At 62.9% G+C, this 24,694-nt stretch carries 20 protein-coding genes and 2 pseudogenes; 9 read left to right on the forward strand and 13 right to left on the reverse strand.

Going from position 1 to position 24,694, the window contains the following annotated elements:
* Positions 1–130 precede the first annotated feature (130 nt).
* The 3 genes from NCR35_RS27985 to NCR35_RS27995 all read left to right on the forward strand — a co-directional run bounded on the left by NCR35_RS27985 (position 131) and on the right by NCR35_RS27995 (position 3,883).
* Entirely contained in the window at positions 131–538 is a 408-nt protein-coding gene (locus NCR35_RS27985) for an MOSC domain-containing protein (RefSeq protein ID WP_250537163.1), read from the forward strand.
* A gap of 373 nt (positions 539–911) precedes the next feature.
* On the forward strand, positions 912–1,748 hold the full coding sequence (locus tag NCR35_RS27990; RefSeq protein ID WP_250537164.1) for an alpha/beta fold hydrolase: 837 nt from the start codon (positions 912–914) through the stop codon (positions 1,746–1,748).
* 428 nt (positions 1,749–2,176) lie between these two features.
* On the forward strand, positions 2,177–3,883 hold the full coding sequence (locus tag NCR35_RS27995; RefSeq protein ID WP_250537165.1) for an AMP-binding protein: 1,707 nt from the start codon (positions 2,177–2,179) through the stop codon (positions 3,881–3,883).
* Between the two features lie 57 nt (positions 3,884–3,940).
* Here NCR35_RS27995 and NCR35_RS28000 read toward each other — a convergent pair whose 3' ends face one another.
* The 4 genes from NCR35_RS28000 to NCR35_RS28015 all read right to left on the reverse strand — a co-directional run bounded on the left by NCR35_RS28000 (position 3,941) and on the right by NCR35_RS28015 (position 9,226).
* Complete coding sequence (locus tag NCR35_RS28000; protein ID WP_350029237.1) at positions 3,941–4,066, reverse strand: hypothetical protein; 126 nt, start codon at positions 4,064–4,066, stop codon at positions 3,941–3,943.
* Positions 4,067–4,299: 233 nt separating this feature from the next.
* Positions 4,300–5,433, reverse strand: coding sequence for a formylglycine-generating enzyme family protein (locus NCR35_RS28005; protein WP_250537166.1), 1,134 nt, complete (start codon positions 5,431–5,433; stop codon positions 4,300–4,302).
* Between the two features lie 57 nt (positions 5,434–5,490).
* Positions 5,491–7,182 (reverse strand): sulfatase-like hydrolase/transferase, encoded by a 1,692-nt coding sequence (locus tag NCR35_RS28010; protein WP_284503355.1) that lies wholly within the window; start codon positions 7,180–7,182, stop codon positions 5,491–5,493.
* A 241-nt stretch (positions 7,183–7,423) separates the two neighbouring features.
* Positions 7,424–9,226, reverse strand: a complete 1,803-nt coding sequence (locus NCR35_RS28015; RefSeq protein WP_250537167.1) for an acyl-CoA dehydrogenase family protein — start codon at positions 9,224–9,226, stop codon at positions 7,424–7,426.
* A 530-nt stretch (positions 9,227–9,756) separates the two neighbouring features.
* Between NCR35_RS28015 and NCR35_RS28020 the strand changes: the two genes are divergently transcribed.
* On the forward strand, positions 9,757–10,116 hold the full coding sequence (locus tag NCR35_RS28020) for a BON domain-containing protein (RefSeq protein WP_250537168.1): 360 nt from the start codon (positions 9,757–9,759) through the stop codon (positions 10,114–10,116).
* Between the two features lie 110 nt (positions 10,117–10,226).
* Here NCR35_RS28020 and NCR35_RS28025 read toward each other — a convergent pair whose 3' ends face one another.
* The 4 genes and pseudogenes from NCR35_RS28025 to NCR35_RS28035 form a co-directional block, all read right to left on the reverse strand.
* Positions 10,227–11,621, reverse strand: coding sequence for a tyrosinase family protein (locus NCR35_RS28025; protein WP_250537169.1), 1,395 nt, complete (start codon positions 11,619–11,621; stop codon positions 10,227–10,229).
* A gap of 12 nt (positions 11,622–11,633) precedes the next feature.
* Positions 11,634–11,705 (reverse strand): annotated as a pseudogene (locus NCR35_RS30110) (twin-arginine translocation signal domain-containing protein); the annotation flags it as partial.
* Between the two features lie 398 nt (positions 11,706–12,103).
* A complete protein-coding gene (locus NCR35_RS28030) occupies positions 12,104–12,796 on the reverse strand; it encodes a hypothetical protein (RefSeq protein ID WP_250537170.1) in 693 nt (230 codons plus the stop codon).
* Positions 12,774–14,915: an alkaline phosphatase family protein gene (locus tag NCR35_RS28035; RefSeq protein ID WP_250537171.1), complete on the reverse strand. Its 2,142-nt coding sequence runs from the start codon at positions 14,913–14,915 to the stop codon at positions 12,774–12,776. The genes NCR35_RS28030 and NCR35_RS28035 overlap by 23 nt, the downstream gene beginning before the upstream one ends.
* Before the next feature lie 248 nt (positions 14,916–15,163).
* Between NCR35_RS28035 and NCR35_RS30115 the strand changes: the two are divergent.
* Positions 15,164–15,274: pseudogene (locus NCR35_RS30115) on the forward strand (IS110 family transposase); the annotation flags it as partial.
* Positions 15,275–15,360: 86 nt separating this feature from the next.
* Here the strand turns inward: NCR35_RS30115 and NCR35_RS28040 are convergent.
* A complete protein-coding gene (locus tag NCR35_RS28040; protein WP_250537172.1) occupies positions 15,361–16,542 on the reverse strand; it encodes a diguanylate cyclase domain-containing protein in 1,182 nt (393 codons plus the stop codon).
* Between the two features lie 235 nt (positions 16,543–16,777).
* A complete protein-coding gene (locus NCR35_RS28045) occupies positions 16,778–17,032 on the reverse strand; it encodes a hypothetical protein (protein WP_250537173.1) in 255 nt (84 codons plus the stop codon).
* A 251-nt stretch (positions 17,033–17,283) separates the two neighbouring features.
* Between NCR35_RS28045 and NCR35_RS28050 the strand changes: the two genes are divergently transcribed.
* Positions 17,284–17,676 (forward strand): SEN1984 family lipoprotein, encoded by a 393-nt coding sequence (locus NCR35_RS28050; protein ID WP_244850966.1) that lies wholly within the window; start codon positions 17,284–17,286, stop codon positions 17,674–17,676.
* A gap of 508 nt (positions 17,677–18,184) precedes the next feature.
* Here the strand turns inward: NCR35_RS28050 and NCR35_RS28055 are convergent.
* From NCR35_RS28055 to NCR35_RS28065, 3 genes are all read right to left on the reverse strand, one after another.
* Positions 18,185–18,919 (reverse strand): Crp/Fnr family transcriptional regulator, encoded by a 735-nt coding sequence (locus NCR35_RS28055; protein ID WP_250537174.1) that lies wholly within the window; start codon positions 18,917–18,919, stop codon positions 18,185–18,187.
* A 647-nt stretch (positions 18,920–19,566) separates the two neighbouring features.
* Positions 19,567–21,108 (reverse strand): methyl-accepting chemotaxis protein, encoded by a 1,542-nt coding sequence (locus NCR35_RS28060; protein ID WP_250537175.1) that lies wholly within the window; start codon positions 21,106–21,108, stop codon positions 19,567–19,569.
* A 28-nt stretch (positions 21,109–21,136) separates the two neighbouring features.
* Positions 21,137–21,625, reverse strand: coding sequence for a chemotaxis protein CheW (locus NCR35_RS28065; protein WP_250537176.1), 489 nt, complete (start codon positions 21,623–21,625; stop codon positions 21,137–21,139).
* A 343-nt stretch (positions 21,626–21,968) separates the two neighbouring features.
* Here NCR35_RS28065 and NCR35_RS28070 point away from each other — a divergent pair, with 343 nt between their 5' ends.
* From NCR35_RS28070 to NCR35_RS28080, 3 genes are read left to right on the forward strand one after another with little or no spacing between them, the layout of a single operon-like run.
* Positions 21,969–23,693 carry a methyl-accepting chemotaxis protein gene (locus NCR35_RS28070; protein WP_250537177.1) on the forward strand — a complete coding sequence of 575 codons (1,725 nt, stop codon included), beginning with the start codon at positions 21,969–21,971 and terminating at the stop codon, positions 23,691–23,693.
* Positions 23,694–23,708: 15 nt separating this feature from the next.
* Positions 23,709–24,080, forward strand: coding sequence for a hypothetical protein (locus NCR35_RS28075; protein WP_250537178.1), 372 nt, complete (start codon positions 23,709–23,711; stop codon positions 24,078–24,080).
* Positions 24,081–24,084: 4 nt separating this feature from the next.
* The gene (locus NCR35_RS28080; protein WP_244850971.1) at positions 24,085–24,507 is read left to right on the forward strand and encodes a response regulator; all 423 of its coding nucleotides are present in this window, start codon (positions 24,085–24,087) and stop codon (positions 24,505–24,507) included.
* Positions 24,508–24,694 lie beyond the last annotated feature (187 nt).

Below are 24,694 nucleotides of genomic sequence, written 5' to 3' on the forward strand. Positions count from 1 at the left end.
TTTGTTTTTTGTTTTTTGTTTTTTTTTTTGTTTTGTTGTTTTTGTGGGGGGGGGGGGGGGGGGGGTTGGGCGGCCCCCCCCGGGGGGGGGGGGCGGCCCCGCCCCCCCCCCCCCCCCCCCCCCCCCGCTCATGGAAGTGCGCTCGGTCCACGCATCGACAGACAAGGGGCTCGAAGGCGATCACTACAGCCGCACGAGCGGCAACCGGCAAGTAACGCTGATCGCAGCCGAAAGCCTGCGCGCCATCGCCAGCCATCTCGGGCGCGAGCACGTCTCGCCACTCGACCTTCGTCGCAACATCGTCACCGAGGGCATCAACCTCAACGCGCTGAAGAACCGGCAGGTCCGCATCGGCAGCGCGGTTCTTCTCGTGACAGGCGAATGTCATCCCTGTTCGAGGATGGAAGAAACGTTCGGCGTCGGCGGATACAACGCCGTGCGGGGGCTCGGAGGCGTCACGGCGCGCGTCGTCGAAGAAGGCATCATCGAGACGGGCAGTGCGGTCGAGCCGGTCGGTGTTCTGGCCGGCGCATCGTGAGTCAACCGGCTCGCCGCTGGTGCATGGCAGGCCCGGCAATCATGCATAGATCGCCGGACCGGTGAGAAAGCGCACCGGCTCCGAGCGCGTCGACGTGTTCGTGCGCAACAAGCCGCACCGGTTAGTGCGTATGCGTTGGACATCGCATCTTCCCCGAGTCCGGTATCCGGACACCTTCGTTGCAAGGTACGTGGCACCAGTGCAACAATGCATTGCATCCGCCGCTCTTCCGTCACGATGCCGGCGTCCGTAATCTCCCCACATCGCGTTGCTTACTTCGTCGTACCAGCCGCCACTCACGGTAGCGGCTGTCATATTGGCGCCGGAGAATGATTGCCGGCTCATGCTCTATAACGTCAAAAAGGAAACGACCATGCCGTACGTCACTACGAAAGACAACGTCGAAATCTTCTACAAGGACTGGGGTCCGAAAGATGCGCAGCCGATCGTCTTCCATCACGGCTGGCCGTTGTCTTCCGACGACTGGGACGCGCAGATGCTCTTCTTCGTGCAGAAGGGTTATCGCGTGATCGCTCATGACCGGCGCGGTCATGGCCGCTCGACGCAGGTGTCGGAAGGGCACGACATGGACCATTACGCGGCGGACGCCTTTGCCGTCGTCGAGGCGCTCGACCTGCGCAACGCCGTGCATATCGGCCATTCGACGGGCGGCGGCGAAGTGGCGCGCTATGTCGCAAAGCACGGCGAACCGGCGGGTCGCGTGGCCAAGGCCGTGCTCGTCAGCGCCGTGCCGCCGCTGATGCTCAAGACCGAAGCGAATCCCGAAGGTCTGCCGCTCGACGTGTTCGACGGCTTTCGCCACGCGCTCGCCGAGAACCGCGCGCAGTTCTTCGTCGATGTTCCCGCGGGCCCGTTCTACGGATTCAATCGTCCGGGCGCGACCGCGCATCAGGGCGTGATCCAGAACTGGTGGCGCCAGGGCATGATGGGTAGCGCCAAGGCGCACTACGACGGCATCAAGGCGTTCTCGGAGACGGACCAGACGGAAGACCTACGCGCCATCTCCGTGCCGACGCTCGTGCTGCACGGCGAGGACGATCAGATCGTGCCTATCGCCGATGCCGCGCTCAAGTCCATCAAGCTGCTCAAGAACGGCACGCTGAAGACGTATCCCGGCTTTTCGCACGGCATGTTGACGGTCAACGCGGAAACGCTCAACGCCGACCTTCTCGCGTTTATCCAGTCATAAGCGACGGACATAAGCGACAGATGTAATCGACCCATGCCGGGCTTGCGCACGCAGGCCCGCGCTGGACGCGGCGGCGCGCGGCTCGGTAAGGGGGCCTGCGGCTGCCGCGTTCGTCATTCAGGCACATCTTCTTGCCTTCGCCCCTCGGCCGCCGGGGGCTTTCCCCCGCCGAATAAAATCCGTGTCCAAGTTCACGACAGGCTGCGCCGCTCCTGCCTAAGCACGCGCTCATCCATTTCCGCTGCCGCGTCCCCCCTATTTACGGGTGGGCGACGCAGAACGGTATCAGCGTATCGTTGTATCGGTTCGCGCACAACGGCGGCACCCGCTCAGGCCAGCGAGCGTCAGCCTTCGGCCAAGGCAACACGCGCGGCAGACGCCAGCCAAGCCCGGACGCGGCACTTCCTCGAAAAGATAATGGAGACATCATGAGCGGTACGAATTCGGGAACTCTGGTTCATCGCTTTCTGCACTGGGAACAGGCGCAACCCGATGCGATCTATCTGACCGAACCGACGCCGGGCGGACAGGTCGTCGACTATACGTGGAAGGACGTCGGCGACGAGGCCCGGCGCATGGCCGGCTGGCTGCGCTCGTTACAGTTGCCGCCAGGCAGCTCTATTTCCATCGTGGGGAAGAACAGCGCGCACTGGATCATCGCGGATCTGGCTATCTGGCTCGCCGGGCATGTTTCGGTGCCGCTCTATCCCACGATCAGTCCCGATACCGCCCGATACGTCTTCGAGCATTGCAACGTGCGCGTGGTATTCGTCGGCAAGCTCGACGGCTTAACCGATGCATGGAACGCCATCGCCAAGGTCGTTCCTGCGAACGCGCGGCTCGTCGGGCTGCCGATGTCGCCGCCTACGCCCGAAGCGTCGTGGTGGAGCGATATCGTCGCCGACACCGCGCCGCTCAAAGACGTGCATCTGCCGTCGCCCGGCGAACTCGCGACGATCATCTACACCTCGGGCAGCACCGGGCGTCCGAAGGGCGTGATGCACAGCTTCGGCACCATCTTCGCCTACGCCACGCGCGCGGGTGACTTCTGCGGCTACACGCCGGCCGAACGCGTGCTCTCCTATCTGCCGCTCGCGCACACGGCGGAGCGTTCATTCGTGGAGGCCAATTCGCTGTGCTACGGCTTTCGCGTGTTCTTCAACGACAGCCTTGCCACGTTCGTACAGGATCTACTGCGAGCGCGGCCCACGGTTTTCATCTCCATGCCGCGGCTGTGGACGAAGTCCTATCAGGGCATCTGCGCGAAACTGTCGGCAGAGCAACAGGCGCTGCTGCATACGGACACGCCCGAAGCCGCCGCGCTCAAGCGCCAGATTCTGACCATGCTCGGCCTCGACGCAACGCGGCTTGCGTTCACCGGCTCCGCGCCGCTGCCGGAGGAGATCACGAACTGGTATCGCGCGCTCGGGCTCGAACTGCTCGACGTCTACGGGATGACGGAGAACTTCTCGTATTCGCATTACAGCCGCCCGGGCCTGGTGCGGCTCGGTTATTCGGGTCAGGCGATGCCCGACGTCGAATGCAGGATCGCCGAGAACGGGGAGATTCTGTTGAAATCGCCCACGATGATGCTCGGGTACTATCGCCAGCCTGAATTGACCGCCGAGAGTTTCACGGAAGACGGATCCTTCAAGACCGGCGATCGAGGCGAAGTCGATGAGATCGGCCGCCTGAAGATAACGGGTCGCGTGAAGGAGATCTTCAAGACGAGCAAGGGCAAATACGTGGCGCCCGCGCCGATCGAAAACCGGCTGAGTCACCCGAAGGTGGAAGCCGTGTGCGTCACCGGACCGGCGTTCGCGCAACCGTTCGCGCTCATGATGCTGTCGGCGGCGGCGCAGGGCGAGCTCGACGCGCCCGCGACGCGCGAAGCGTTGCGGGCGGAACTGCACGCGTTGCTGGAAAACGTGAATTCGACGCTGGAAGACCACGAGAAGATGGACTTCATCGTGGTCGTCAAGGATTCATGGCGGATCGACAGCGGCCTGCTCACGCCGACGATGAAGATCAGCCGCGGCAGTATCGAGGAGCGTTATCTTTCGGCGGCCCGTGCGTGGGCCGAACTCGGGCAATCGGTCATTTTCGAGGACGAAGTCCTGCAAGTGCAACACTGAGGCTGCGGGAGCATCGCCCGGGACGCCGCGCGCTTGCGAAAGCGCGCGGCGTTCTGCTTATCGAAGCACGTCCTTCATCGACGCCATGTCGATCACGAAGCGATATTTCACGTCGTTCGCGAGCATGCGCCTGAAGGCCGTGTTGATCTCGCCGACGCTCACCATCTCGCAGTCCGGCACCACGCGATGCTCCGCGCAGTTCGGATCGGCGCGGGCTTGCTTCCAAGGACAGGAACAAAGTGCGCTGCTGCCGACAGGAACTCGAAGGACAGAACTCTTGCGCTCGCGGGCGGTCGCGGACTCGGCTTGAATTGAAACTTCGGAAAGCTAAGGACATGCGCCGCCTGATACTCGCCGCCGTCTCGCGCCGTGCCGACTTCAAATCCGGCCCGCGCAAGCGCAGACAAATGCGGCAATCAACGGCTATTTGCCCGCTGGGCCTTCCACTCGCTCTGATCCATCGCCAGACGGAAACCCAGGTGCGACATGCCGTTCATCGGATCGGTGCCGCGCCGCGCGCTCACGCGGTAGCTCTGGCAATACGTTTCGCTGCACAGAAACGAGCCCCCGCGCGTCACGCGTTCGGGCGCGTAGGCCGTGGGGCCGTTATCCGGATCGAAACTCTGCGACGGTCCCGCCGGATTGCTCACGACATCGCCGCGAGCCGCTTCGATCCTGAACGCGTCGGCGCGATACCAGTCCGCGACCCACTGCCACACGTTGCCGGCCATATCGAAGAGGCCGTAGCCGTTGGCCGGAAAGCTGCCGACCGGCGACGTGCCGACCTGAACCTTCTCGTGCGCGTCGGGCAAATTGACGGGGAAAACGCGCGCGCTGTCGTTCCACGTGTTGGCCATCCGCCGGCCGGCCGGCGCGAATTCCGCGCCCCACGCAAAATCAGCCTGTTGCAGGCCGCCACGCGCGGCGTACTCCCATTCGGCTTCGGTGGGCAGCCGCTTGTGCGCCCAGCGCGCATAGGCGAGCGCGTCTTCGTACGACACCTGCACCACCGGATGATTCTCCTTGCCGGCGATGCTGCTGTCAGGCCCGGTCGGATGCCGCCAGTTCGCGCCGGGCACGAACTTCCACCAGCGCGTGTAGTCGTTGAGCGGCACGGGTGCGTCCGTGCCGGTGAAGACTAGCGCGCCGGGCACCAGCGTGCTCTCGGGCGGACGAGGCGTGCCGGGCGGCAACTGCACTTGCAGATCTTCCCAGCGAGGCTTGCGCTCGGCGGTGGTCACATAACCCGTCGCCGCGACGAAGCGCGCGAATTCGGCATTCGTCACATCGTGCCGGTCGATCCAGTAGCCGGCGAGCTCGACCGTGTGCGCCGGGCCTTCGTTCGGCAGTGCGTGCGGATGGGCGCTGCCCATCGTGAAGGTGCCACCCGGTATCCACACCATGTCGTTCGGGCCGCTGCGGCCGTCGCCGACCGTCAGCGCAGCAGGCTCACGCCGCTCGTGTCCGTAGTAAGCGAAAGCGGAGCCCGCCAGCGCGACGGCGAGCGCGACGACGCCCGCAGAGCGCCGTTGTCGAATCGTGAGCTTCATGTCGAGTCCCGTTCAGGCCGTGGCGCCCGCCTTCGCGGGAAAAGCGGGCGCCGCGGGTTACTTCAAGGAGATCACGTGGCGCGGCGGATACTTCTTGAGCACCTCGCGATACCGCTGCATTTCCGCGACGAGCGGCACGGAGACCGGAATGTGCCGAATCGCGATGGACTCCTCTTCTTTGGGGTCGCTGTACAGATTGAAGACGAGTGCGGTCCATGTCGACTGCATCGAGCCGGAAAAGCCGCCGTTGTAGCCCAGCCGCGTCAGCGAATCGGCCGCTTGCGCCTTCTGCATCAGCTTGAACTCGTCGACGCGCACGGCCGAGAGTTCGTCGTTCCAGAAGTAGAAGATGCTGCGCCGGTTGGACACGCCCTTGTCGGCGAGCAGGAACGAAGTCTGGTCGATGCCGTCGATATAGCTGCTCGCCGGCACGAGCTTCGACACGGCGGCGCCGGGCTGACCGGCGAGCGCGACCGACGTGTTGAAGATATCCGCGAAATCGAACAGGCCGTCCGAGCTGCGCGGCTGGATCATGCCTTTCCAGTAGACGAAGAACGGCGAGCGCACGCCGCCTTCCCATGTCGAGCCCTTGCCGCCGCGAAACATGGTGCGTCCGGCGGGCTGCACTTCCTGTTCCGGCCCGTTGTCGGAGGCGAAGAAGATGATCGTGTTGTCCAGCTCGCCGTTGGCTTGCAGCGTGTCCATCATCTTCTTGAAGATGTCGTTGACCTCGACGATGCAATCGCTATAGTTCGTGCGCGCCGCCGAACGGCCGCGGTAGTAGTCGTTCGGATAGTTGTCGAAATGGCAGGCGCGCGGCGCGTAGTACAGAAAGAAGGGCTTCGCGGCGTCCTTCTGCCGGTCGAGGAACGCGACCGTGTAGTCCAGCCACTTCTGGTCGAGATCCTTGATGGTGTCCGTGTTGATTTCGTAAAGGCTTTCGATTTTGCCGCCCTTCACGGCATGAACGTCGCTCTTGTTGAACGGCAGATTCAGGATGTAGCGATACCGCTCGGGACTCAGCGCGACCTCGGGGTTGTATTGCGGATCGCGCCATTCCGTGTACATGTCGGACACGGAGAGAAACCCGCGAAAGTCGTCGAAACCGACGTTCTGCGGCTGCGAGCCCTCGTTTTCGCCGATATGCCACTTGCCGACCGCCTGCGTCGTATAGCCTGCGCGCGACAGCAGTTCTGGCAGGGTGGTGAGTCCCGCCAGTCCGCCGGGCTGGCCGTACATCGGCGGCACCTGGATGCCGTGATGCGCCATGTTCTGGCCGGTCATGATGGTGGCGCGCGTGGGCGAGCAGCTCGGCTGCGAATACGCCGAACTCAGGATGAGGCTTTGCCGCGCGATGCGGTCGACGTCGGGCGTGGCGTTGCCCACGGCGTCGCCGCCGCCGTTGAAGCCGAAGTCGCTGTAGCCCACGTCGTCGAGCAGAAAGACGACGATGTTCGGCCGCTTGCCGGTCTTGCCGCGCAGCGCGGCGAGCTTCTGCGCCGCCTCGTCGGCCTGATCGGCGTGCTCGACGACGGGCTCCATGTTCTCCGCGATCTTCGTGGCGCGGCGCGCGAGATACTGGTTCGGCTGGTCGTAGCCGGGCAGGTTTCCGACCCGGGTGGGCTCTGTAACGGAAGCACTGCCCGAAGGACTGACGGAAGGACTGCCGGACGGCGCCGCGAGCGTCTGGCTTGCCGCGATGACGGCCGCCGATGCGGCCAGCAGCAGAGCCGGGATGAAACGTTTCATGCTGTCTCCGATGTTTGATTGCGCGCCGGACGGGCGGCGAGTCGACGCCGGCGAGCGCGGCGCGCGACGCGCGGCCCGGCGGATGCCGCGAGCCCGACACGCGATGTTCGCGTCGCAGCCGACGCCAGCCATGCGGCACGTGACGAGAATAGCAATCCTGACGAACGCGCCGCCCCCCTCTGAAATAGGGGGCGGCGCTCGGTCTGCGCGTGGCTTGGGCCGCGAGCGAAAGCGCCTTCGCTCAGAACTGGTCGTCCCGCAGCGCGAGCACGCCGTCGTCGCCCCGTGCGCTCAGAACCGCGACTTCGAGCGTCAGCGCGCGCGGCAAGATATGCGTCGCGTAGAAGTGCGCGGTCGCCGTCTTCGCGCCGTAAAAGAGCGGATCGTCCGCTTCCTGCGCCGATGCGGCCATGAGCGCGCGCGCCATGTGCCAGCCGCACAGCACGGTGCCGGAAAGCAGCAGATACGGCACGCTGCCCGCGAAGACCGCGTTCGGGTCCGACTTGGCATGCGTCAACATGAAGTCGATCGCACGCGCGAGCGCGGCGCGGCCCGCATCGAGATGCGCGTGCATCGCAGCGAAGGCCGGCCGTCTGCCGAACGCCGGATGGCCGCGCAGTGCGCTGAGCGTCCGGTCGATGCGCGCCAGCATCTGCGTCGCGACCGCGCCGCCATCGCGCAGCGTCTTGCGGCCGAGCAGATCGTTCGCCTGAATGGCCGTGGTGCCTTCGTAGATCGGCAGAATGCGCGCGTCGCGATAGTACTGCGCCGCGCCGGTCTCCTCGATAAAGCCCATGCCGCCGTGCACCTGAACGCCGATGCTCGTCACTTCCACCGACAACTCGGTGCTGTAGCCCTTGACGATCGGCACGAGGTATTCGTAGATTGCGCGGTGTTCGGCGCGCACCGCGTCGTCGGCATTGTGCTGCGCGATATCGTGATGCGACGCCGCTGCGTAGGCGAGGGCGCGCGCGCCTTCCGTGAGCGCGCGCATGGTGGCGAGCATGCGCTTCACATCCGGATGGCGGATGATCGGAACCGCCCGATCCGACGAGCCGTCCACCGGGCGGCTTTGCACGCGTTCCTTCGCATACGCGGCGGCCTTCTGATAAGCGCGGTCAGCCACGCCGATTCCCTGAAGGCCGACAGCGAAGCGCGCCGCGTTCATCATCACGAACATGTATTCGAGGCCGCGATTTTTCTCGCCGATGAGAAAGCCCGTCGCGCCGCCGCCGTCGCCGAATTGCAGCACCGCCGTCGGACTCGCGCGGATGCCGAGCTTGTGTTCGAGCGAGACGCAGTGCACGTCGTTGCGCTGGCCGGGCGAGCCGTCCGCGTTCGGGAGGAACTTCGGCACGAGAAAGAGCGAGATGCCCTTGATGCCCTCGGGCGCGTCCGGCGTGCGCGCCAGCACGAGATGGACGATATTCGACGCCATGTCGTGCTCGCCCCACGTGATGAAGATCTTGGTGCCGAAGATTCGATACGCGCCGTCTTCCGCCGGTTCGGCACGTGCGCGCAGCAGGGCGAGATCGGAGCCGGCTTGCGGCTCGGTCAGGTTCATGGTGCCGGTCCACTCGCCGCTGACGAGCTTCGGCAGATAGCGCGCCTTCTGCTCGGCGGAACCCGCGAGCAGCAAGGCCTCGATGGCGCCGTCGGTGAGCGACGGGCAGGTGCCGAACGACAGGTTGGCCGCCATCAGCATTTCGAGGCACGGCGCAGCGATCAACTTGGGCAGCCCCTGACCGCCGAATTCCACCGGATGCATCAGGCCCTGCCAGCCACCTTCCACGAACTGCGCGAACGCCGCCGCGAACCCCGGCGACGCGCTCACTTCGCCGTCGCACCAGACCGGCGGATGACGGTCGCCCGCCGCGTTCAACGGCGCGAGCACTTCGCCGCATAGCCTCGCGCCTTCTTCGAGGATGGCCTGCGCGGTGTCGCGCGTGGCATCGGCGCAATCCGGCAGCGCGGCGACCGTATCGAGTCCGGCCAGCTCGGTCATCACGAACATCATGTCGCGGATGGGCGGGGTGTAGCTCATGGTTCTTCCTGAGTGGTCTGAGTGCATGACGACGCCGGCCTTTGCACGCTTGCGCGGTCGGGACCGATGACGCGGACGACGCGGACGACTTAGCGGCCGTGCCGGTACTGACCGGCATGGTGGCAAAGAGAACCGATGCTGCCGCCCCTCCAAACGAGGGGTGAACGCGCTCGCGCGGCTGCCTATAGTCGGAGCGGACCTGTCGCGGGCCGCAGCGCATGAGCGCGGCCGCCATCATCGTCACCGCGCCGGATACGCCGTATCTGCTCGCGCGAATGATTCATGCGCTGCTTACGACGGAATCGCGGTAAGGCGCGGCCTTCCGTTCCGCGCTGATCAGTCGCGCCCCCTATTCACGAGGGGGCGGGGCATCGGTCAATGCGTCTATGCTTGCGCTGCAAAGAGGATCGTGGGCGACGGCGTTTCGCTGTACGAATGAATTCGCGTTCGACAGCGCGCGCGTTGCCGGTCCAGCGTTGAAGCACATCTGCCGCGCTTGCGTCGACTAGCGCGGTCATTTCAGGGGAAACATGTTGAAGCAATTGAAGATGTACTTCCTTCTCCCAGCGTTGTGCGCGACCCTCGCCCTGTCGCATGCCCACGCCGCGAGCGACGTTCCCGCGAGCGCGGAGGCCGCCTCCGCCCCTCGTCAGCAAGACAAGGCCGCTGATCGCGCACTGCGCAAGGACGTCATCCGCTCGCTCACTCGCACGAAGGGGCTCAACACTGCGCGCATCACGGTGCGGGTGAAGAACGGCGTCGTGATGCTGCAGGGGTCCGTTCCGAACCAGTCGGAGATCGACTTGGCGACGCGCGCGGCGTCGAGCACGCCGGGCGTCGCGTCCGTCCGGAACAGCCTCACCATTCAAGGGCCGATGGGCAGCGAATAGGCTCGCGCGTTCGCGTGACGAAGAACGCGCGAGCATAAAAAAGCCCGTCGCGACGCAACGGGCTACGGGCTACGGGCTACGGGCTGTTCGCTTCGACGCCGGGAGCAGCTTTAGTTCGGAGTCGTCGAGAGTTCGATGCGAAGTTCGTTCGCGGACATCACCACGCCCGTCGGCGAATTCGTGCCGTTGACGCGCACCAGCGAGACGACGACCTGCTTCAATTCTGCGGGCGACAGGCCTTGCAGCGCATCGTTCGCAGGCAGCGTGAGCGTGCCGCCGGCGTGATGCATGGCCGCCGACACTTCGAACGGTCCGATCGTTCCCACGAAGCGGGCTTGCGCGCTCGGATCGGCGTCTCCGGCAGACGGCAAGTTGACGTACACGTTATAGAAGTAGCCGCCTTGTTTGCCGAGCGATGTGACCATCATCGAGTCGAAGACGATGTTCACATACTTGGCCTGACCGGACGCTGCCTGGGCGTTCGGGCTGGCGCTCGTGGTCGCCGAAGTGGCTGCCGAAGTGGCCGCGGAAGTGGCCGCGGAAGTGGCCGCGGTCGACGTCACCGCGGTTTGCAGAGCCGTCACATCCGACGATGCCAGCGTCACCGCCGCGCTCACCGAGCGTTCAGTGAGCTTGAGATTCGCCACGCCGCCGAGCGAGCGGCGACCGTTCGCGATGGAGCGCGGCCCGGTCGCGCTGAAATTGCCGATGGTCGGGCGGGTGCGGATCGGCGGAATCTGCGCCTGCACGCGGATGATTCTCCCCACTTGCGCGCTCGGAGGCATCGACGTCGGCAACGCGTTGCTCGCGTACGAATAACCCAGCGCCGAGGGCTGGTACGTCTTGGACTTGGCTATCGTGAGTCCGGACGCGTATGTGAACGAGCCGCTCCAGTAGGAATCCGTCGGCGCCGGGTAATTGGTTCGCGCGAGGCCCGCCCAACCGTCGAACAGTCGGTCGACGTTCGCATGGTGCAGGTAGAAGATCGGATCGGTCGGCGACTGCATGTCGGCCATCCATCCACCGATAATGTCGTGTACCGGATTGTGCGGCGCATTCTCGAACGACGCTTCGTACGAATTGCTGGTGCCGCGCTGGAAGTTATTGACCTGCGTCGAAAACGGCGCCATGGTCAGCGCGTTATAGACGTTCGAGTTCACGCGGCCGGACACGTATAACGGATTACCCGTCGCGCTATCGAGAAACTCGCTCGGAATGGTCGGATGCGCGTAATAATCCCAATAGGGCAACGTGAGCGAACTGTCTCCACTGACGGTTCGCAGTTGCTGTTCGAAATAATACAGATAGCCCCGGTGCCACGCGAAGAAGTACGGCTTCATGTGCGGGCAGTAGTTCACATGCACGTTCACCCAGTACGCCCACGAAGTGGGCTTGCTTGCGTCGGTGACGGCCTTCATCAACTTGATGGCATTGAGAAACGACGCATATTGGGGCGTCGTTTTAAACGTTTGCCATTCGAGGCGGACATGGCCCGTGGTAGCCATGCTGGGAATGGGAAGCGACATTAACGCCGCAGCGGACGCAGAGCTTTTCAGGAAGGTCCGGCGACTATAGGGGTTCTTTGCCATCTTGATTCTCCTGCGGCTAAATCGATGTATTGTGCGCGGGCACGCGTTAGGGGCCGTGTGCACTGGCAGATGCACAAGGCGAGATCATGAGTGCGGTATCGGACCGACCGGACATACGATACCCGTCATCGCGCGCGCGGTAAGCCGCAGTTGGCGCCGGAATGTGGCACGCCGCACAATGTTCGGTTGTGCGGGGCGGCGGGTGAAGGGGATTTGAAGGGAAGGGCCCGGTCGGGCGCGCAATCCGACCGGTCGGTCGAATTAGTGCGCCGCGGCGCTCGCGCAACGCTTCGTACGTGTGCGCTTCGCTAATCCGCCACTTGGACTTGCAGATGAAAGATGCGCAGGCCCGCTCTGCTCTTGTATTCGTTCTGTTGAGCGGCGGGCCTTAGGCGGGATCAATCGTTGTCAAGCTCGGCGTTCGCATCATTGCGCACGAAGCCGGTATCGTGTAGTTGGAAGGTATCGCGCGGTAGACGTTCACGGTCGACCGCAGTCACGCGCCACACGACGCCCTGCGCGCCGGACCAGATCACGAGCGGCAAGCGGTCCTTCTCGCTCCAGCAGACGCGATGCGTCTCTCCCACCTGCTCGATCCCATACCACCTGCATGTCGCCAGGGGCGCGTCGATCTTCGGCGGAGCCTCGGCCGGCACGATGCGGTACGCACCGACCGGATGCCGCAATCCGTGCGACAGATCAAACCAGTCCGAGAAGCGCCCCAGACGCACGAGGTTGTTCCGGTCGATGCGAGTCGTGATGCGCTTGTCGTAGTCGACGACGATCATCTGATAATCGGTCGGGTCCGAAGCATCGCGAATCACGTACGTGTCGAGCGCGTCGTCGGTGCGGCGGCGCAGGCGCGACTCGCCATCACGCCAGACCTGCATCGTGTGCAGGCCGTCGCGCGCCGAATACTTCACCGTGAAGTGGAGCGTCGGCGGCTCGCCTTGCGCGGAGAACGCGGACTCGAACGTCGGCGCATGCGCCTTTTTCGGCGAGGCGTGCGCGGAAGAACAGATCAGAAACGCGCCGCACAGCGATGCGAGCATCGCCGCGCGGCCGCGCTTAATGGCGAATGGCCTTGGCATAGTCGAAGTAGCGATAAGTCTTGTTGTCCACGGTCAGATCCTTGACCGCGAGGTTGATCGTATAGGTGCCCTGCGCGAGAGACGTGTCGGCGGTGGCGCCCGTCGGGTCCGTGGGCAACTCGAAGCGCAAGCCCGTGGCGACCGAAGGCGGCGTGACCACCGACGCCGCCACGCTCGGCGTCGCGCTGCTCGCGGCATTTTTGAGCGATTCGTTGATGATGCGCCCGTCGGCCTGCGGCATCGACAGACCGAGCAGGTAGGCGACCGTCGGCGCGACATCGACGTTGCCGGTCGGCGTGCTGACGACCGTCGACGGCTTGAACGACGGACCGTTCGCGATCAGCGTGTTGTGCACGTCGTTGACGCCGAAGCTGCCGTGCATGCCGCGCTGTCCGCCCACGCTCTCGAACTCGATGCCGGGCATGCCTTGCACGCTCGTCTGGTCGTCCCACGTGAAGCTCGCGACCACGTCCGGCTGGCCGTTGTTCTGACGCTGGGCGTTTTCGAGGTTCACCATCGACATCGGCAGGGTGCCGGGCAGGTTGCCGTAGCGGCTATCCATGAAGATCGCGCCGAACTCTTCGCGTTGTTGCAGCACTTGCACGAGCTTGCGAACGGTGGCGGGATCGTGGCCCGGCACGTAGAAGTAGTCGGAGCCGCCGTTCGCCGCAATGACGATGCCGTTCGCCGGCAGGCTGCCGACCGCCGGCACCTTGAAGCTCGCGACGGGCGTGGGCAGGTTGGCGCTGATCGCCTGATATTTCGTGTTGGCCGCGCCGCACAACGTGCCGGTCGTATCGTTCTTCAGAGGCACCGTGGGCGTGCCGTTCGCCGTCAGACCGTACATGGCCGACGTGACGCAGCCGGAGCCGTCGTAGGCGTTGAAGCCGCGGAAGGTGAGGAGGTCGGCGGAGCGCACGTCGCCGGAGAACGAGTAGCCGTTCGCGTTGACGGCGCCGAGCGCGGCGGCGTCGGTGCCGCTCGTCGAGCCGTTGACGGGGCTGCCCGAAGGCGGCGTCGCGGACGGCGTGATGGCGCGCAGCGGATACAGCGCGAGCGGACCCGACACGCTCGAATGCCCGTGGTCCGATACGACGACGATATTGGTCGTCTCGTACAGATTGTTGGCTTTCAGGCCTGCGATCAGCTCGCCGAGCCGCGCGTCTTGCGAACGCAGGCCGGCCTTCATGTTCGACGTGCCGGGACCATAGCCGTGCTCCACGTTATCCGGCGTGCGGAACCAGATGAGCGACAGCATGGGCTGCTTCTTCGGCAGGATGTACTGCGTGAAGACGGACATCATGTACTTGTTGGCCGCGTCTTCCGGCGCGCCTTGCGTCGTGTCGGCGCTGTCGCGCGCGGCGACCGTGAGCTTGCCCGCCGGGTCGTAGGCCGTGGTGTTGAACGTGACGTAGCCGGCGCGCGCGGTCGGATCGCCGTTGCTCGAAGCGAGCGTGACCGCGTCGTTGCCGGAATAGCCGAACACCGTATTCTTCGGCACGGCGATGTTCGCGGCCTGAAGTTCGGAGACGAGGCTGCGCGGCTGCACGGTATTTTCGTCGAGGAAGTAGCCGCCCTGATTCAGGTTCTGAATGTACGCCGCGCCGGATTTGCCGATGGCGGCCGTCACGATGCCGGCGGCCTGCGCGGTGGCAAACAGGCTTTTGACGAGCAGCAACTGGCCGCCGTAGTAGTTATTGAGCGTGGTCAGGACTTGATAGTCCTCGGTGAACACAGGATCGACGTAATCCTGACTCCCGCCCGAAGCCGACTTGCCGACCGGGATCGTGTTCGACGCGCCTTGCGGCGGCGTCCAGAACGTATTGCCGTAGAAGCCGCTCGTCTTCGGGAACGAGCCCGTCGCTAACGACGAGCCGTTCATCATCGTGAAGGTCGGATACGTCGAGTGATTGTCGGTGAAGTTGACGCCCGCCTGCCGAAGCGCATAGAGATTCGGCGTATCCGCTTGGGTGACCGAGTCGGGGCGCAGCCCGTCCCACACCATGATGACGGTGCGCGTGGCCTGCTGAGGGTTCGGATGCGACGCATCATGTCCGCCGCAACCGAGTAAAGACACGCTGCCCACCAGGGCCATCGACCAGAAACGCAGGCTCGCCATTCGATTCGCTCCGTTAGTCTTGTACATCGTTTAGAGAAGCGAGGCTAAGGACGCAGGATTACAAGGAAGTGACAATGCTTGCGATTGTCTACTTCGGGCGCTGGGGATGATGGGAGCGATTCGTTGAATGGACGCTGGAGGCGTCGAGTGGGATGCTTCGGGCGAGAGAGGAGTCGAGACTTAACTCTTGCCTTTGTGTGTCTGTCCAGATTGGACAGGATCAATGCTCAGTGCACGCGAACGCCCAGATGGAACCGATGACCATTGTCATCGACCTAGCCAAGCGCGTTTTCCAAATTCACTATGTTGAGCCTGAGACTGGCGCGATTTACAGCAAGCTGCTCGAACGCGCCCGAGTGAGACGCGCGGCGAATTGCTCTAGCCGCTGTGAGTTTGTCCGTTAGAACGTCCCCGCCAGCGCTCGGATGCCGACGCACGTAGGCGCTTATGCAAGCGCCATTGATGAACCCGTGTCGCTGAACCGATAACCTCCGCCGGCCCGCTTCGCTTCATACATCGCCGCGTCGGCCCTCTTCAGAAGGCCCCCAAGTGACTCGCCCGCCGCCTCGCGCGTGGCGATTCCGATGCTCAAGCCGACCGGTAAGAAGTCATCGGCCAGCGGCCGGACTGCGGAAAGAAGCCGGTTGCATAGATGGCCGATCTGCTGACGATTCTCGAGTCCGGGGGCGATAAGGACGAACTCGTCTCCGCCGACTCGGGCAAGGGTATCCCCTGAGCGCGTGACATCCCTTAGTAGGTCGGCGACGCGGCGCAGGAGGGCGTCTCCGGTCGCATGGCCCAACTCGTCATTGACGGACTTGAAGCCATCGAGGTCGATAAATAGTGCGGTGACGGGACCGCCAGCGTCGCTCGGGCCGTCCTTCAATTGATCCAGCGTCCGGTCGAGCTCCCGCCGATTCGGCAATCCGGTCAATGCGTCGCGGTACGCTGCGCGACTCATCCGCTCGGTGCCACGCACTACGCCCCGGAATGCCCTCCGTTGCATCCTGAAAGCGAAGGCGAGCAGTGCTGCGACGGCAACCAGTAGCCCGGCAAAAGCAAAACCGGTCAACTCGACACGGACAGTCTCGTCAGCAAGCCCCGCAACTCTCCTGTCCTCACACTCGGCGGCAAGTTGGGCGATCTGCTCGCGTATCCGGTCCATGGATTCCTTGCCTGCATTGGTCCTCACGACGCGCATCGCATCGTTGTACCGCCCGTCTCTTTCAAGCTCGATCGTCAGCGTGAGCTCGTCCAACTTCTTCTTCAGATCCGCGCCGATGTCTTTCAGCGCCGCTTGCTGCTGCGCGCGCCGCAGTGACTGAGTCAATTCCTGCAGCGATGTCAATGCTTGAGCTTTGCCACTCTCGAAAGGGTCGAGATAGAGTTGGCTGCCGGTCAAGAGATAACCACGTTGACTGGTTTCTGCCCGCTCGACGCCGCTGAGCAGAGCGTTGCTTTGCTTGATGAGGGCCGAAGCGCGGTTCTCCAGGCGAACATCGTCGATGACCGCGCGCGCCTGAAACACCGATGCGATCGCGCAGGCTATGAGCACGGCGACGATGACCGCGTAGATCATCATGGAGCGCCGGTGCTCTACGGCGATGGTTTCTCGAATGTCAGTCATTTTTGTCGGAAAGGACCCGCCACTGATTGCGCGCGACCATACCGATTTTACTGTCGGACCGCGCAAACAGAAGGGCGAATAGGCAGGTTTTCCACTGTTTTCTCGCGACACGAGAGAGAATCAGGAAAGTGTTACCTTGTTAAGGCTCTTCTCTAGCTGGCCGACACCGACTTGGGCTAACGGCAGTGCAAGCTTGGCGCGCTCGAAACGGCGCGCGACGGCGAGGCGAAGTCAGCTACGCATGTCGAAATACTTTGCCGACCAAGCTGTCATAGTCGGCGGGTTCGGTTCGGACAATCGATACGATCATCTGTGCGAACGCGGTATCCGGCAGCAACTCATTCGCCAATACGCGTGCGGTACGCAGCGAGACGACGTTGCGTACGGGCTGCGGATTCATCTCGTCGCTAATCGAGAATATGAATCGGTGAAGCTCGCCTGAGTCCGAATCTGCGGCTTCGTGAGCGTGGATCGTCGCTTTGACATGCATCGTGACTCCTTCTCCTTTCGTCGCAAACAACCTGATCAGTCTGAGGATAGACGATTCCTGGACGACGCGCGTCTTGGCCAAACGCCGGTCCGGTTCGCTCGCCCGCTATCCGCAACGTTGGCTGCATGACGCGCTTGGCGCAGCTCTTCTCCTCAAGGTTTCCGTCGTATTGCCGATATTCACGTGCCGACGAAGAGCGCGATCCGCGATTCGTCGCGCCCGATAACAAATAACAACACCGACGAGGGGTTATGAAGAAGTTTGCATTCGCCGCTGCTATTGCCGCAGCCACTTTCGCACTGGCTGGCTGCGCCGGCACCGGTAACGATTCGCTGCGCTCGGAAACAGAGGCGACCGTGTCGACGAAAATCGTCGACGGCAAGACAACGAAGGACGAGGTCCGGAGCATGTTCGGCTCGCCCCTGAAAACTGAGTTCACCGACGGGGGATTGGAAATCTGGCACTATGAGCTGACCAAGCTGCATTCGGATGCAGTCAACTTCATTCCGGTCGTCAACCTTTTGGGCTCCAGCGCGAGCGGCAAGAAGAAAGAGTTGGTCGTTCTGTTCTCCACCGATAACATCGTGAAGCGCTATTCGATGAGCGAATCAGTCGTCTCGCACAAGACCGGCATTTTCAATTAGGAACAAGGCGCGAGACGCTGGGCGCCCGGAGCAGCCGCCCGCGCGGACTCTCTGGGCTGTCCGGCTTACTTCTCGCCGGGCCCGCGCAAAATCGACAACCACTGCATAAGGAACAACGAAATGCCCCGACGCTTTCTCACTCTGCTGATCATCGTCTCGGCGCTGGTCGGGTTGTCGGCTTGTAACACGGTCGCTGGTTTCGGGCGGGACGTCACTGATTCCGCGAACGCCGTCAAGCGCGTCGTTTTCTAAGGCGCTTTGGCATTGCTTGCGGACGGCTGGACGGCGCTTCGGTCGGATCGTGAACAACGTCTGATGCAGCGCGCAGACCGGAAGCGCCGTCTAGTCGAATACCGCGGCCATCTCCGGATGACCGCATAGTCTCGACCCGGCCGGTAAGGCCGCCACCGACGGGAAAACCCACCGCACCAGGCAACGCGAGCGACAGCTGCGTCATTAGCACGAGACAAGGCGCGAACCCCGACGCGCCGTCTCGTAGTCAGTTATGCTACGCAAGTGCATCCGCCTGACGCGTCCCCGGCAGCATCCGATCGAACTCGCGCTTGACGATGCCATAGCATTCGCACGAGCGCGCTTCGAGAGCCGCCCGGTCGAGCAGCTTGACGCATCCGCGCGTGTTATGGACAAGCCCCGCGTCGTGCAGCTTCCCGATCGCTTCGGTCACCCCTTCGCGACGCACACCGAGCATGTCGGCGATCGATTGCTGCGTGACTCGCATCTCGTCCGACCGTACACGGTCCGCTTGAATCAGGAGCCACCGGCACACTTGCTTGCTCAGCGCATGATGACGATTGCACGCGGCGGTCTGGGCCACTTGTGTGAGCAGCGCTTGCATATAGAGGAGCGTGATGCGCCGGAGCAGGTCCGAGCGGCCGAAGTGCTCCCTCAGTGCGCTGGCGGTCATGCGGTACGCCGACCCTGCTACCTGCACCTGCACGCGCGTGGGCATGGTGTCCCCGCCGGTCAGAACCGGCACGCCAGTCATGCCTTCGCGTCCGATTGCCGCCACTTCGACGCTGCCGCCGTCTTCCATCGTGTGCAACAGCGTGATGACCGCCGTCGTCGGGAAGTAGACGTGGTGGATGCGTTTGCCCGAGTCGCAAATAAGCTGCCCCGCGCGCAGCTGAACGAGTTCGAGGTCTGCTGCTACGAGTTCCCATTCCAGCGAAGGAAGGGGGCCCAGCAAATGATTGCCGTGAAGGTCCGACTTGAATGTCAACATTTGGTCTCTCGTCTTGTCGCGCTGTACTTTCTTTCGGCCGCGTTTCGTATCCGGATCGAGCGATTCGATCCGCCGAAGTCTTGCGGCCGACCCCGTAGCACCGTCGCGCTGTCCGCTTTCGAACGGAACGCGCCATTCTTTATGTGCCTGCTCATACATAAGCGAGAGCCGTGCCAAAGCTCATACCAGCAGGAGATTAGGCCGACAGACACCGGCGCGCTCCGGTCGCTGTGCGCGGTTTTGATTCATTCGTGATTCGTCGAAAAGGCACGCGATACGGGCATCGCTCGGCGCTTTGCACGATATGGTCGAGTCCAAACGTTTGCGGAACCTTGTTACTGCGGAAAATGGCGTGAAGAGGCGGGTAGGGAGGAATTTAATGAGGCGTTTAAGAACGTTGCAAGGACGGTGGCGATGTGCGGGCGCGAATAGCTACCTGTAAGCCTCGCGGCCCCGAGGCGTGCGATACGTGCATCGAGCAGAAATGTTGCATTCTTGCGCGATGCAGTCTCCTCGGCGACCGGGCCTGCTGATGCTCCGCGCCGCGACACGAAGGGCGGCGTGCGCCTCGCGAGCCAAGCTCGCTTGCGTGCGAGAACGCCAATCCATCCCCGCACGCGGTACTAGAGGCGCGCCCTGCTGTCCGCTTAGGCGGCCGTCTTGAAGACGGACATCGTCGCGCGCAGTGTTTCAGCCTGATCCTGAAGGGAGCCGGCAGCGGCCGCCGCTTGTTCGACCAACGCGGCGTTCTGCTGCGTGACCTCGTCCATCTGGCTGATGGCCTGGTTCACCTGTTCGATGCCGCGGCTCTGCTCGTTCGATGCAGATGCGATCTCGTCCATGATGTCGGTCACCTTCTGGATCGCCGAGCCGATCTTTTGCATCGTCTCGCCCGCGCGGCCAACGAGTTCCGTACCGTTACGCACGCGCGAACTGGAGACTTCGATCAACTCGCGAATCTCCTTCGCCGCCGTAGAGGAGCGTTGCGCGAGGCTGCGCACTTCGCCCGCGACCACAGCGAAGCCGCGGCCCTGCTCGCCGGCGCGCGCCGCTTCCACCGCAGCGTTCAGCGCGAGGATGTTCGTCTGGAAGGAAATCCCTTCGATCATGCCGATGATCTCGCCGATCTTGTGCGAGCTTTGCTCGATCTCGGCCATCGTCCCCACGACGTCGCCGACGATCGTCGCGCCTTCTTGTGCAACGTCGCGGGCATTTCCGGCCAGACCGCTGGCCTGACGCGCGTTTTCAGAGTTGTGCTTCACCGCCGCGGTCAGTTCCTCCATGCTCGCCGCTGTCTCTTCGAGCGATGCCGCCTGCTGCTCGGTGCGCGATGACAAGTCCGTGTTGCCGACAGCTATTTCACGGCTTGCGATCGCAATGGCGTTCGCGGAGGTCTTCACGCTGTCGACGGCGCCGAGCAGTTGGGCACGCATGCGAGCCATCGAATACATGAGGCTCGAGCGGTCGTCGGGCGCCGTAGCGACCTCAATCGCGAGATTGTTGTCCGCGATCTGGTTCGCGACTTCAGCGGCGTATGCCGGTTCACCGCCCATCGAGCGCAGAATGCCGCGATTCAGGCGCAACACGACAACGCTCAGCACAACAGCAATCACCGCAAGCGCGCCGATGCTCCATTCGAGCGACGCGTAGAACGACGCATCGATGTCATCGATGTAGACACCGGTGAGAACGAACCAGTCCCACGGCTGATACACCGACACGTAGGACATCTTGGGCAGGATCGCATTGGTGCCGGGTTTCGCGAACGAATAGTACATGTAGCCTGCGCCCTGGCGCTTGCCCACATCGATAAGCTCGCGGTACACGTAGAGGCCGTTCGGGTCCTTGAAATCCATCATCGTCTTGCCGACGAAGTCCGGCTTGAAAGGATGCACGAGCACTTTGGCCTGTGAATCGAACACGGTGAAGTAGCCGTTGTCACCGAAGCGAATATCACGGATCGCGTTGAGCGCGCCTTGCTTCGCTTGATCCTGCGTGATCGCGCCGCTACTGGCCTGCTGGGCGAATTCACGAATGATGCTGTTCGTGACTTCGGTGGCGTGCTTGATGTCTAGCTGCGTCTGTTCAGTGCGGATCGAGCGCATGCGCAATGCATCGGCAATCGAGACTCCCGCGAGGCATACGAGGCAAAGCAGCAGAGGAAGCCAGAGTTTTTTGGAGAAGGTCATGTCGTTAGCGGGTGGGTTCGTTGGCGTGTCAGGCGGTAACACTCTCGATCAGCGACATTTCTTCGCTGGTCACGAGCTTCTCGATGTCCATCAGGATCAACATTCGGTTGTCGATCGTCCCGATGCCGGTGATGTAGTCGGTGTCGAGCGTCGAGTTGAAGCCCGGCGCAGGACGAATCTGCTCGGGCGTAAGCGTCTGCACGTCGGATACGCCGTCAACGACGATGCCGACGACGCGGCCCGCCACGTTGAGCACGACGACAACCGTCTGTTCGTCATACGCGGCGCGCTCCAACTCGAATTTCAGGCGCATATCGGCGATCGGCACGATCACCCCGCGCAGGTTGATCACACCCTTGATGAACACGGGTGCATTGGAAACGCGCGTCACCGCGTCGTATCCGCGAATTTCCTGGACCTTGAGAATGTCGATGCCGTACTGCTCCTGGCCCAGGTTGAAGATGAGGAATTCCTGGCCGCCCGCTTCGGGCGCACCGTGTCTGTGGTCGCTGTTCATATCCGCAAGTGCTGGTTCGAGGGGTACTCGCGCACTCACACCCCAGGGCGGACGCGCGCCGTAGTTTCAGACAACGGCATCGTGGAAAGAAACTGAACAGCGCGCCGCACGTTTCTAAGTTCTCCGGCTGGGTCGCAAACTTTGCGACTCCCGATCAGCCTTTTCAGCGGCAAGTACCACTAGATCTGTGGCGGAAAGCCTTGCAGCACCGACTGCGACGTTGTTCCTGGCAATAGTTACCGCAGGACACCAATATATCGAGCGGCAGTGAACCGTTTGTCCTCGACTGTGTGCGCGCGTTGCCGATAACCATTGAAATGCAATCGCCACTAAAGGAGCTCACATGCAGTTCAAAAATGTTCGCATCGCAGCCAAGCTCGGTATCGGCTTCGGCATCGCCCTGTTGTCGCTGTGCTTGATCGGCGGCTTGGCCTTGTTTCAAGTCTCGCGGGTTTATGGAGGTACCCAAGACCTCGCGCAGAACTGGTTACCCAGTGTCCAGACGCTAAGCGATATTCGCGCAGCGGCGAACGCAGTCAGGCGGGCCACGTTGGTGATCGTGCTGACGACCGATGCTCAGGAGAAAGAAAGCCAAGTGCGAAAGCACAGCGATGCTCTGCAAGCGCTCAACAGCGCCATTGCAAAGTACCAGGGTTTGATCTCCTCGTCGGAAGAGAAGCAGGTCTTCGACGACCTGAAGGCAGCGTTGTCGGTCTACCTGACGGCCGACGCAAAAATCGTTTCCACGGTGCAAGAGGGCGATGGCCACTTTGACGAAGTTCGCCAACTTGCCGGGAAAGAATCTTCGCTTCTGCTCGCGCCGGTAATGGAGTTGATCGAGAAGGACGTTGCGCTCAATAGAAAGGGAGCCAACGATGCAGCCGACGCGGCCGCTGCCAACTATCACAACACCTTGGTTATGACGGCCACCTTGATCGCGCTCGCCTTGCTCGGCAGCGTCGGCGCCGCTGTGGTGATTACGCGCTCCATCGTGACGCCGATTCGTCGCTCGGTACAGGTGGCAGAGACTGTCGCCGAAGGCGATCTGACGTCCGTGATCGTCGACGACGCGAAAGACGAAACGGGCCAATTGCTACGCGCCCTGCGCAACATGAACGAGCGTCTGTCTGACCTCGTCGGTCAGGTCCGCACGGGAAGCCAGAGCATTGCCACCGCGTCTGCACAGATCGCAGCGGGCAACACTGACCTCAGCCAGCGAACCGAAGAGCAGGCCGCGTCGTTGGAAGAGACGGCAGCAAGCATGGAAGAACTGACCTCGGCGGTGAAGCAAAACAGCGAGAACGCCATGCAAGGCAACAAGCTCGCGTCGAACGCGTCTGAAGTAGCGGAACGCGGCGGCGTGGTCGTTGGCCGTGTCGTTGAAACGATGAAGGAAATCAGCGCGAGTTCGTCCAAAGTGGCTGAGATCATCGCAGTGATCGAGGGCATCGCCTTTCAGACGAACATTCTTGCGTTGAACGCGGCTGTCGAGGCGGCTCGGGCAGGCGAGGAGGGGCGAGGCTTCGCCGTCGTAGCCGGTGAGGTGCGCACGCTGGCACAGCGAAGCGCAACGGCCGCCAAGGAGATCAAAGACCTGATCGGTGCATCGGTCGATAAGGTCAGCGTCGGCTCGCAGCTTGTCGAAGAGGCGGGCGAGACGATGACCGAAGTCGTGACGTCGGTTAAGCGCGTCGCGGACTTGATGGGCGCGATCTCCGCGGCTTCGACGGAGCAGCACGCGGGCATCGAACAAGTCAACGTAGCCGTCTCGCAGATGGACGAGGTCACGCAGCAGAACGCCGCGCTTGTCGAACAAGCCAGTGCCGCCGCGCAGTCGATGGCGCAGCAGTCCGGTGCCCTGCGCGATGTCGTCTCGATCTTCAAGGTCAACGACGCCGGCAGCAGCTTCGAACAAAAGCCGGCGGCCGCACGCTCTGAACCGGTGCTGCCGGCGGCGAGCGCTAGCGCAAAGTTGGCTCGACGCTCGCCGTCGCCTTCGCAACGCCCCAAGTCGGCCGTCGCAGCGGAATTCGCATCCGCCGACAGCGGCGATTGGTCGACGTTCTGATCGCGGAGGCGCCTCATGTCGCTGAAGACCCACGGCCCGAGGCCAGAGGCGCATTCTTCCCTGTTCCCGCCTTCCGACGAAGGACCGCAGAGGGATGTCGCGATTCGTCATGAGATGGGTGACATGGTCAAGCAACTGCATGAACTTCGTCGTCGGCTCGAGGAGATCGACGGCGAGCTTGCGCGAGACGCGGTCGAGGCGGTCATCAGGGCCTGCTTCCAACTAGACGAATTTCTGCGGTCATCCGGCACTGCGCCCGGCGGCGGCGTCGAGACAGGCCTCGCCATACGTCCGCGCGCAACTATGCAGTTGACGCCGCGTCAGGCCGCGCTCGCGCAGTTGGAACGGGCGCACAAAGAGAAAGAAGCATCAACAGATAAGGAGTAAGGAAATGCGGTTGCTGGTAGTCGATGATCTGACCACGATGCGCAGCTTGATTCGGAAGATGCTGAAGACGATCGGTTACACCACCATCGAAGAAGCAGTCGACGGCATTCAGGCACTCGACAGGCTGAAAGAGCAGCGGTTCGACCTGGTCATTACTGACTGGAACATGCCCAATATGGACGGGTTGACCCTGCTGCAGGAAATTCGCAAGTCCGAGCATCACGGTGACGTACCGGTGCTGATGGTGACTGCCGAAAAGAAACGAGAGAACGTGCTGGCGGCGATTCAAGCCGGTGCTAGCGGCTATGTCGTGAAGCCGTTCTCCGAGGCTGCACTGGCCGACAAGCTGGCGCAAATTGCGCCGCTTCCGAAAACCGATGCCGCCGAAGATCGCGGCTCAGCGGTCTTCGGTGCTGTCTTTATGTGACTACGTCGTCAGCGTAAGCCGGCATTCGTACGACACGAAGCTATGGCACGGCGGACGGCGGAGACTCGCCGACCGTCGTTCGTTTGGAGGATGGCTGTTCTCGTTAAATACGCACGCCGCGGATAGCGGCGCGTCTGCGCGCGTCGTCGCATGAGACGGGGACCAGTCTGGCCTGCGGCATAAGGTG

The organism is Caballeronia sp. AZ10_KS36, from assembly GCF_023631105.1.
GTDB lineage: Bacteria > Pseudomonadota > Gammaproteobacteria > Burkholderiales > Burkholderiaceae > Caballeronia.